Origin of the sequence: Faecalibacillus sp. H12, assembly GCF_013361255.1 — a bacterium.
GTDB lineage: Bacteria > Bacillota_I > Bacilli_A > Erysipelotrichales > Coprobacillaceae > Faecalibacillus > Faecalibacillus intestinalis.
On the sequence record NZ_JABWDK010000050.1, the window covers coordinates 1 to 10,517 of the forward strand.

General features: G+C 28.4%; 11 protein-coding genes. 9 read left to right on the plus strand and 2 right to left on the minus strand.

Features of this window, described 5'->3' with window-relative positions:
* Positions 1 to 90 precede the first annotated feature (90 nt).
* The 5 genes from HUU89_RS14005 (at position 91) to HUU89_RS14025 (ending at position 5,955) form a co-directional block, all read left to right on the plus strand.
* Positions 91 to 3,297, plus strand: coding sequence for an ATP-binding cassette domain-containing protein (locus tag HUU89_RS14005; protein ID WP_175302087.1), 3,207 nt, complete (start codon positions 91 to 93; stop codon positions 3,295 to 3,297).
* Positions 3,298 to 3,358: 61 nt separating this feature from the next.
* A complete protein-coding gene (locus HUU89_RS14010) occupies positions 3,359 to 4,288 on the plus strand; it encodes a GTP-binding protein (RefSeq protein ID WP_175302088.1) in 930 nt (309 codons plus the stop codon).
* Positions 4,289 to 4,339: 51 nt separating this feature from the next.
* Positions 4,340 to 5,068 carry a YdcF family protein gene (locus HUU89_RS14015; RefSeq protein ID WP_175302089.1) on the plus strand — a complete coding sequence of 243 codons (729 nt, stop codon included), beginning with the start codon at positions 4,340 to 4,342 and terminating at the stop codon, positions 5,066 to 5,068.
* A gap of 11 nt (positions 5,069 to 5,079) precedes the next feature.
* A complete protein-coding gene (locus HUU89_RS14020) occupies positions 5,080 to 5,550 on the plus strand; it encodes a hypothetical protein (protein ID WP_175302090.1) in 471 nt (156 codons plus the stop codon).
* 63 nt (positions 5,551 to 5,613) lie between these two features.
* Positions 5,614 to 5,955, plus strand: a complete 342-nt coding sequence (locus HUU89_RS14025) for a hypothetical protein (RefSeq protein WP_022002559.1) — start codon at positions 5,614 to 5,616, stop codon at positions 5,953 to 5,955.
* Positions 5,956 to 5,975: 20 nt separating this feature from the next.
* Here the strand turns inward: HUU89_RS14025 and HUU89_RS14030 are convergent, their stop codons facing one another.
* On the minus strand, positions 5,976 to 6,791 hold the full coding sequence (locus HUU89_RS14030) for an Mrp/NBP35 family ATP-binding protein (RefSeq protein ID WP_022002560.1): 816 nt from the start codon (positions 6,789 to 6,791) through the stop codon (positions 5,976 to 5,978).
* 113 nt (positions 6,792 to 6,904) lie between these two features.
* Between HUU89_RS14030 and HUU89_RS14035 the strand changes: the two genes are divergently transcribed.
* Genes HUU89_RS14035 through HUU89_RS14045 form a run of 3 tightly spaced genes read left to right on the plus strand, consistent with a single transcriptional unit; the run spans position 6,905 to position 8,713 of the window.
* Positions 6,905 to 8,245, plus strand: a complete 1,341-nt coding sequence (locus HUU89_RS14035) for an MATE family efflux transporter (protein ID WP_119362559.1) — start codon at positions 6,905 to 6,907, stop codon at positions 8,243 to 8,245.
* A 1-nt stretch (position 8,246) separates the two neighbouring features.
* Positions 8,247 to 8,411, plus strand: coding sequence for a hypothetical protein (locus tag HUU89_RS14040; RefSeq protein ID WP_022002562.1), 165 nt, complete (start codon positions 8,247 to 8,249; stop codon positions 8,409 to 8,411).
* Positions 8,411 to 8,713: a hypothetical protein gene (locus HUU89_RS14045; protein WP_175302091.1), complete on the plus strand. Its 303-nt coding sequence runs from the start codon at positions 8,411 to 8,413 to the stop codon at positions 8,711 to 8,713. The genes HUU89_RS14040 and HUU89_RS14045 overlap by 1 nt, the downstream gene beginning before the upstream one ends.
* 24 nt (positions 8,714 to 8,737) lie before the next feature.
* Here HUU89_RS14045 and HUU89_RS14050 read toward each other — a convergent pair whose 3' ends face one another.
* Complete coding sequence (locus HUU89_RS14050) at positions 8,738 to 9,541, minus strand: DUF11 domain-containing protein (protein ID WP_175302092.1); 804 nt, start codon at positions 9,539 to 9,541, stop codon at positions 8,738 to 8,740.
* A gap of 120 nt (positions 9,542 to 9,661) precedes the next feature.
* On the opposite strand from HUU89_RS14050, the gene HUU89_RS14055 reads away from it, so the two are divergent.
* The gene (locus tag HUU89_RS14055) at positions 9,662 to 10,345 is read left to right on the plus strand and encodes a FadR/GntR family transcriptional regulator (RefSeq protein WP_175302093.1); all 684 of its coding nucleotides are present in this window, start codon (positions 9,662 to 9,664) and stop codon (positions 10,343 to 10,345) included.
* Positions 10,346 to 10,517 lie beyond the last annotated feature (172 nt).

Here is a 10,517-nt window from a genome sequence, read left to right on the forward strand (position 1 = left end):
CCAGTTCCTTCTTTTTTTTTATGTTTTTACATACTATTAATAATAAGTTCAAATTGAAATGATAATTTTATTCTATATGGAGGGGGAAAGATGTTACAAATAATAGATATCTGTAAACAGTATAAAACGGGAAATTTTATTCAAAAAGCTTTAAATCATGTCAGCCTTAATTTAAGAGATAATGAATTTGTGTCGATACTAGGTCCAAGTGGCTCTGGTAAAACCACACTTTTAAATATTATTGGTGGATTAGATAGATATGACAGTGGAGACTTAATTATCAATGGTATTTCCACAAAAAAATATAAAGACCGAGATTGGGATTCTTATCGTAATCACACAATTGGTTTTGTTTTCCAAAGTTATAACTTAATTCCACATCAGACAATTTTATCCAATGTTGAACTTGCGCTTACTATTTCTGGTATTTCTAAAGCACAAAGAAGAGAGAAAGCAATTGATGCTCTTACCAAGGTAGGATTAGGACAACAAATTCATAAAAAGCCTAATCAGTTATCAGGAGGACAAATGCAACGTGTTGCTATTGCAAGAGCATTGGTTAATGATCCTGATATTTTATTGGCTGATGAACCAACAGGAGCCTTAGATAGTGAAACGAGTATACAAGTTATGGATTTATTAAAAGAAGTTGCTAAGGACAGACTTGTTGTTATGGTTACTCATAATCCAAAACTTGCCAAAGAATATGCAACACGTATTGTTACATTAAAAGATGGAGTTATTTTAGATGATACAAACCCATATCGTGTTGAAAGTTTTGTCCCACAACATCGTAATATGGGAAAAACATCTATGTCTTTACTTACATCACTATCCCTTAGTTTTAATAATTTAAAAACAAAAAAAGGAAGAACTTTTTTAACATCTTTTGCAGGTTCTATAGGGATTATAGGAATAGCTCTTATATTATCTTTATCAAATGGTGTTAATACGTATATTCAAACAATCGAAGAAGATACGTTGTCAGAATATCCTTTACAAATTACAAGTACTGGTATAGATATGTCATCAATATTAGTAGATGATAATCAAGATAAAAAACAATCTTCTAAAAATGATATTCAAGTAGCTAATATGATGACTACAATGTTTTCTAAAATTGGATCAAATGATTTAGAATCATTAAAGAGTTATATTCAAAGTAACCAAAAACAATTAAAAAATTATTCCAATGCAATCGAATATACTTATAATGTGACACCACAAATATATCGCTATCAAGATAATACTTATAGACAAGTTAATCCTGATAAAACATTTAGTTCCCTAGGAATGGGATCATCCACAAGTTCAAATAATATGATGTCTTCCATGATGTCTACAGATGTCTTTAAATCCATGCCTAAAAACACTAACTTATTTAGTGGGCAATATGATATGAAAGCAGGTCATTGGCCAAAAAAATATAATGAATGTGTTGTTGTTCTTACTTCCTCTGGAAAGATAAGTGATATGATGGCTTATACACTTGGTTTAAGAGATTCATCAGAATTAGATCAAATGGTACAACAGTTTGCTAATGAAGAAGATGTAGATGTGACATTAAAAGAGGATGATTATAGTTATCAAGATATTTTAAATAAAACATTCAAACTTGTTAAATCGGCGGATTATTATGAATATGATGAACAATATCATGTATATAAAGATAAATCTAATGATCAAACATATATGAATCAACTTGTTCAAAATGGTGAAGATTTAAAAATTGTAGGCATTGTCCAACCTAAAGATGATCAAACAGCGACCATGTTATCAACAGGAATTTATTATCCATCATCACTTGTACAACATATTATAGAAAAGTCATCTACAACTCAAATTGTTCAAGATCAATTAAAAAATAAAAATGTGAATATTTTTACAGGAAATGCTTTTGAAGAAAAAAATTCACAATTTGATTTAAGTTCATTATTTACAATTGATCAAAACAAAATGCAATCAGCATTTAAGTTCAATACACAAGCTTTACAATTAGATTTTACGAATTTAAATCAAGAACTGACAAATCTATCACTTCCAACATTAGACATGAATCAAATAATTAATCAAATTCAATTTAATGTTTCAAGTGATCAACTTGATCATTTAGCTAATTCTTTATTAAATGGTTATTTAGAATATGAAAAAAATCATCCAGAAGTAAATATTAATCAAGCTACACAAGAATTTATAAATTACTTACAAACAGATCATGCACGTCAAGTTATAAAAGAACAAGTAAAGAAATATATTGAAGATGGTATTGATCAAAATGAAATGCAACAAATTATCAATGCAGTCTTAGACGATTATAAAAAACAATTAGGCGCAAATGATTTAGATATTACAAAAATAAATGAGTATTTAATGAGCTATTTAAATTCACAAGAAGCAAAGAATATTTTAACTCAAGAAATGACATCTATTATACAATCAACAAACATAGAAACACAAATTTCTCAAATTATGTCTCAATATATGCAATCATCTATGCAAAATTTATCATCCTCTCTACAAAGAGGTATTCAAAAAAGTATGATGTCTATGAGCTCATCAATGGAAAATGCTTTTCAATTTGATAGTCATGCTTTTGCAGAAGCAATGAGCTTTAGTGGTGATGAAAATGATTTTATGAGTATTATTTCATCAATGATGACAAGTGAACAAGATTCATATGATAATAATATAAAGAAATTAGGATATGCTGATTTAAAAAAACCAGCAAGTATTAGTATTTATCCTAAAAACTTTGAAAGCAAAGAAAAAGTGATTCACTTTTTAGATACGTATAATCATAAAATGGAAAAAACAAATCAAGAAGACAAAGTCATTACGTATACAGATTTTGTAGGAACATTAATGTCTTCGGTAACTGATATTGTTAATGTCATTAGTTATGTCCTTGTAGCCTTTGTAGGTATTTCATTGGTTGTTTCTTCAATTATGATAGGTGTTATTACGTATATTAGTGTTTTAGAACGTAAAAAAGAAATTGGTATATTAAGAGCCATAGGGGCTTCTAAACGTAATATTTCGCAAGTATTCAATGCTGAAACATTTATTATTGGATTGTTTGCAGGTCTTATTGGAATTATTATTACATTACTCGCTCTTATCCCAGCTAATATTGTTATTCACAATATTGCAGATACAACAGCTGTTAATGCTTCTTTACCACCAGTTGCAGGAATTGTTTTAATTATTTTAAGTGTGATTTTAACTCTACTTGGAGGAATTGTTCCTTCTAAAAAAGCAGCGAAAGAAGATCCTGTAACAGCGTTAAGAACAGATTAAAAAGTCTTTCTATTAGACTTTTTTTTCTTTAGATATATAATAAAACCAAGGAGTGAAGATTATGGTAAAAGTAGATTTAATAACAGGTTTTTTAGGATCTGGTAAAACAACTTTCATAAAAAAATATGCTCAATATTTAATTGATCAAGGATATAGAATTGGAATTATTGAAAACGATTTTGGTGCAGTTAATGTTGATATGATGTTATTACAAGATTTAGAATCAGAAAATTGTGAATTAGAAATGGTAGCAGGAGCTTGTGATAAGGATTGTCATCAAAGACGTTTTAAGACAAAATTGATATCTATGGGAATGAGAGACTTTGATCGTGTTTTGGTAGAACCATCAGGTATTTTTGATGTAGAAGAATTTTTTGATGTTTTACATGAAGAACCTCTTACAAATTGGTATGAAATAGGAAATGTATTTGCAATTGTAGATGCCTCATTAGAAAAAAATTTATCTAAAGAAGCTTCTTATTTACTTGCAAGCCAAATTGTAAGTGCAGGAAAAATTATTTTAAGTAAAGTAGATACTACAAGTAAAGAAAGAATTGTAGAAACAATTCAACAAATGAATGATGCACTTGCTTTATTTCATGGAAAACCTCTTCTACAAGAAAGATTAAAAATTAAAAAATGGGATGAAATGACCCAAGAAGATTATCAAGAATTATTAAATAGTCAATATACAAATGATTATATTGAAAAATTATGGTTTAACCAAAATGATGCTTTTCAATCTCTTTATTATATGAATAATAGATTCAATCAAGATGAATTTATTCAAAAAATAAATCATATATTTAAAGATCAAGATTGTGGTCATGTCATGAGAGTTAAAGGTTTTTATCAAAAAGAAAAACACTGGTATGAAATCAATATGACTCAAGAAAATACCTCTATACAAGAAATCAATCAAGGGCAAGATGTCATAATTGTTATCGGTGAAGAACTAAATAAAAATAAAATAGATCAATATTTTAAATAGAGATGTCAAAATCTCTATTTTTTGTTAGAATGAATCCAAGTAGGTGAAACAATGAAAATTATAAAATATTTATTACTGATATTTTTTATCATAAGTTTTATTATTTTTTTACTTCCTTTTTTATTAAAAGGAATCTTAAATATTGGAAATATAGCAGGAATGATAGTTTCTTTAGGTTGTTTCCTTATTATCTTTTTTAATAAGCCATTACATCATTTGATTTTTTCTAAAATAATATTATCTTTCATAATCATCCTTTTAGCAATTATTTCTACGTGTTCTTATAAAATACTTACAAATATGAATATATTACCTCAAGAAGAAACAACAGTTGTTGTTTTAGGATGTCGTGTTAAAAATAAAAAACCAAGTCTTGCATTAAAAGAGAGACTTGATAAAACATATCAATATTTAAATGAAAATCCTAAATTACAATGTATTCTATCAGGTGGACAAGGTGCTAATGAAGAAATATCAGAAGCTAAATGTATGTATCAATATCTTGTAAGTAAAGGAATTGATCCTCATCGCTTATATCAAGAAGATAAGTCTACTTCTACAAGAGAAAATATATTGTTTTCTTATCAATTAATTAAAAAAGAAAATTTACCTAAAGCAATCACGATTATTACAAATGAATTTCATGAATATCGTGCACAAACAATAGCTCGTCGATTAAATATCAAAAGTTATGCTATAAGTGCTCGTACTGCTTGGTGGTTATTTCCTACATATTTTGTAAGAGAAATCTTTGGCATTGTTTATGAATTTATTTTTTAGGAGGTAAGATTATGGGAGGAATAAGTGTGTTAGTAGTTTTAGGTTTATTTATGTCTTTTTATGCGTTATATCTTTTTTTGATCTTTATCAGCATCTTTTATCTTGTTGAAAATTATATTTTTGAAAGTCTTTTTCTTTATAATAAAACACATTCAAAGAAATCATGTATTCCTTATTACAGTAAATATCTTCTAGGAAAAGAAGTAGCATTGGAAAAGGAAGGATTATTTTTAATGATGATTGAAATTATGGGAACAATTCTTTTTTATCTCTCTTTAAATGCTCAATTAGGGTCATTAGATACAATTATCTTTTTATTATTTTTAGGATGTATTTTACTTTCTTTTATTATGAATATTTATATTTCACATCAAATTATAAAAAAGGTTTATCCTAAATATGGAGATTGGATCACTGTTTTCAATGTTTTAACATTGGGATTTTTTAGATCTATAAGTTTATTTCTTGTTAGAAATAAATAATAAAAAGACTATCTTTTTTTAAAGTTTGTGATAATATATTACACGAAATATGAGGTGATTGAGATGAAACAAGTTGTTTTAGAATTTGATGATGAAGAAATGGAATTATTAGAAGAACAATTTAAACAAATTCAAGATGTTGCTGGAATGGAAACAATTGAAGATTATATATATTATGCGACAATGTCACATTGTAAAACAATGCAAGCAGCATCAAAAATGTTTGGACAATCAGGTGATATTGAAAAACTTATGGCTGATGAAAATGTTCATGTTGGTGTTGTAAACATGCCTATTCAATTATCTAATGTAGAAGATAAAGATGAATTTAGTAGATATTTAAATGATGTTTTAAATGATGCCGTAAAAGACTTCATGAATCGTAATAATGAACCACTAAATTAAAAAAGCACGTGAGTGCTTTTTTAAATATCTTTTACTTTTTGAGAAAACTCATCAAACCAATCAGAATGATAATTTTCAACATAACCTTGATCAGATAATTGAGTCAATTCACTATCAATAGGTAATTGACCAAGTAATGGAAGTTGATAACGATCAGCCACTTCTTGGCTATGACTCTTACCAAACATATAAATTTTCTTATCACAATCAGGACATTTAACATAAGACATATTTTCAACGATACCAATAATATCGACATCCATTTTTTTAGCCATATTAACAGCTTTGCTTACAATCATCCCTACAAGTTCTTGAGGACTTGTCACAATGATTATACCATCTAATGGAAGTGATTGAAAAACTGTAAGTGGAACATCTCCTGTTCCTGGAGGCATATCAACAAACATATAATCAACATCTCCCCACATTACATCAGACCAGAATTGTTTGATCATTCCTGCAAGTACGGGACCACGCCAAATAACTGGTGTGTCATTTGATTCTAATAATAAATTCGTAGACATAATTTTAATTCCTTGACTACTTTCAACAGGTGTGAATTCTTTACCATTAGATAAAACTTGTTTGTTTTCTACGCCAAAAATACGTCCTATAGAAGGTCCTGTAATATCACCATCTAGAATAGCTACTTTATATCCTTCTCTTTGTTTAGCAAGCGCCAATAATGAAGTTACTGAAGACTTTCCAACGCCTCCTTTACCACTTACAACACCAATCACTTTTTTTACATGAGAATGTGCATTCATTGGTGCTAAAAAATCTTTTTTTGAACATGTACTTTTACATGAATTACAATCATGATTACAATTAGCCATACTACTCTCTCCTTTAACCTCTATACATTATAACCTAAAATCAAAAAATAAAAAAATAATATGATTGACTTTATATTAAAAACTCTTAATAATTAAATCTATGGAGGGAATTTATGAAAAATTTAACCACAGGTCATCCTTTAAAACTTATCTTTTTCTTTGCTTTACCTTTAATGTTCGGTAATTTTTTACAACAACTTTATATCATGGTAGATACCATGATTGTAGGGCGTTTTGTAGGTGTTGATGCATTAGCTTCTATTGGTGGAGCAGATTGGATCAACTGGGCTATTTTAGGACTTTTAATGGGCTTTACACAAGGATTTTCAATTCGTGTATCTAATTGTTTAGGGGCTAATGATGAAAAAGGAATGGAAAAATCAATTGCGATGTCCTATCTTTCATGTTTTGTAATAGCAATTTTAGTTATCATTTTTTCACAAATAATTATCGAACCTTTATTAAAACTATTAAATACACCAAGTCATACAATTCAAGGATCTATTACCTATTTAAGAATCATGTCTGGTGGAGCCTTAATTGTGATCTTTTATAACTGTTTTTCAAGTATTTTAAGAGCTATAGGAGATAGTCGTACACCGCTTATTGCAATGCTCATTGCTGCTTGTTTAAACGTTATACTCGATTTATTATTTGTTTGTATCTTTCATCAAGGAATTGCTGGTGCAGCAATAGCAACATTGATTTCACAATTATTTGCAGCTACTTTTTGTTATTTTAAAATAAGAAAAGAATTACCCTTTAAAATTAAAAAAGAAAGTTTTCAAATAGATCAAAAACTTATTTATCAACTCATTAAATTAGGTTTACCATTAGCTTTTCAAAACTTGATTATTGCTTTTGGTGGAATTGTTTTACAATCTGTAGTTAATGGCTTTGGTTTCTTATTTATTGCTGGTTATACAGCAACAAATAAACTCTATGGAATATTAGAAGTTGTTGCTATATCCTTTGGTTATGCAATTACAACCTTTGTTTCACAAAACTATGGAGCTAAAAAATATCAAAGAATGAAATCCGGTGTTTTTCAAGCAAACATTTTATCTGTTTTTATTTCCATTGTTATTATGATCGTTATTCTATTCTTTGGTAAAAAAGTATTATTACTTTTTATATCTACGACACCAAAACAAACACAAATTGTTTTAAAATATGCTTATGATTATTTATTTACAATGGCTGTTTGTTTACCAGTTTTATATATTTTATATTCTTATAGAAGTGCTCTTCAAGGGATGGAAAATACGATTATTCCAATGGTATCAGGAATTGTTGAGTTAATTACGAGAGTATCAGCAGCACTTATTTTACCGCATTATATGGGTGTTTATGGAATATATTTAGCAGAGGTTCTTGCTTGGACTGCTGCTGCAATCATGCTTTATATTTTTTATCATAAAGATTTACATCAATTAGATAAAGGAGTTATGTAATATGGGTTGGCTTATTTTTATGTGGTTTGTCATTTTAATTGTAATGCTTATTCTTTATTTTATCATGATTGCATTTAAGGTAAGTAAGTTATATCATGATATAGAAAAAAGACAAAATGATGATTTTGAAAATATATCAAAGTTTAAAGAAAGGATGATGAAATAATGTTAGGAACATTATATGTTGTTATATCAAGTTCAAAAGAAGAAGATTATCAAAAAGTAAAAGAGGAATTATTAGAAGTCTATCCTGATTTTTCAGTATCTCCTTACAAAGAATCACAAATGGAAAAAGATGCTGTTGAATTCTTTGCGACTTGTCAAATAACAAAAGAAAAAGCACAAGATGTTTTAGATCAATTAAATAATGATTGGGATGGAGAAGTAGATGATTGTATTGCTTATGGATTTAATACAAAAATGTTTGATTCTCTTGTCTATCATTTAAATTTCCAATTATATGATTAAAAATGGATGCCGAAGCATCCATTTTTAACTTGTATAAATACCAGTAACAGTAAGAGTACTTGTTCCTACAGGAATAACAAGATTATCAATTCTAAGTGTTGTAAATTGCACATAAGTTCCTGGATCATAAATAATCGGATCAGGAGAGTCAGGTGTTTTTAAAATAATACTATTGATTTTGTATCCTGTTGGGAAGATATCATTGAAAGTAACATTTGTCGCTGTTTCATTACCTCTATTTACAATTTTGAAAGTGTAAACAAGAGATTCACCACTATAAATACTTGTTTTATCAACTTCTTTCGTAATATCTAGAGTCACATAATTTGCTAGCGTGACAGTTGCACTAGGATTTGGTTTAGCAGTGACAATTGGTCCTGTTGTTGAACCACCATTAGCTGTAATTGTTTGGGTATTGGTAATTTGTTCAGGATTTGTCGTAGGTGTTGTTGTTTCAAATATAATTAAAACATTGTCATTAGGATTAAGCACATTATCTATTTTAAAAGTGACTGTATTTGCTGTTTTTTGTACATCTACTTCAATTGGTGAACCATTTAAATAACCTTCAATACTTGTATCAATGTATTGAAGTGTACCGTTTGCTAGATCATCTACAATTGTAAGATTATAAAGAGAAGCACTACCTGTATTTTCTACACGCGTAATATAAGTGATGGTTTGACCAGGTGTATAACTATCAAGTAACGCTTCTTTTGTTGCTGTTAAATCATACAAACTTAAAATACGTGTGACAACAGCATTTGAGTTTTTAGTAATGTTGTCATAGATCAATGTGGCTTCATTTGCGATTGTTACAGGGTCCATAAATAACCTCCTTTCAATGTAATATATGATAAATAAAAAAAGGTGTATGGACAAAAGGTCATAGCATAATTATTATTTTTGTGATAGAATTTCAAGTAATTTAAGGAATCGAGGGAAACTATGGATAAGAAAAAAAGGTTATCGGATGATATTGCTGAGATGCTCCTTTCGATGATCGTCGTTGAAAAGAAATATTTACCAGGAGATAAACTTCCTAATGAGATTGAATTATCTAAAGAATTAGGAGTTAGTCGTATTACATTAAGAGAAGCGATACGTATTTTAGTAACACGACATGTTTTAGAAATTAAAAGAGGAAAAGGAACTTTTGTTAGAGAAGATTATGATAATCAAACTTTTGAAAAGTTCAATATTCCTCCGGAAGTTAAAATGGGAGCAGATGATCTTTACGAAATCCGTTTGATTTTTGAACCAGAAATTGCTTATTATGCAACACTTAGAGCAACGGATAAAGAATTGGAAAGAATCAATGCAATCAAAAATGAAATTGAAGACTGTATTACAAATAAAAAAAGTTATGCAAAACAAGAAATGTTATTTCACTGTTCTATTGCACAAGCAACGCATAATGAATTTATGTCAAGATTAGAACCAGTGTTACAGGAATCTATTCAAAAAGGGGTTTTTCTTTACGAATATGAACATGTATCTAATCAAGATATTATCTCAGATAATAAAATGATTATTGAATTTATGAATGATCGAAATGCAGAAGGGGCAAAAAGCGCCATGCGTATACACATCTTAAGGGCAATCAATCAATTAAAGTTAGAAAAGAAATAATTGATGATTGTTAAAAAAATGTTCAAAGAGAGCAGACAACGCTATTGACATAAGACAACATTAGACGTATAATGGGTAACGAAAAAGGAAATCGAGTAATAAAAATTAATGGGGGATATTAAAAATGGCAAAAATTTTTTATGAATCAGATTGTGACTTATCATTATTAGAT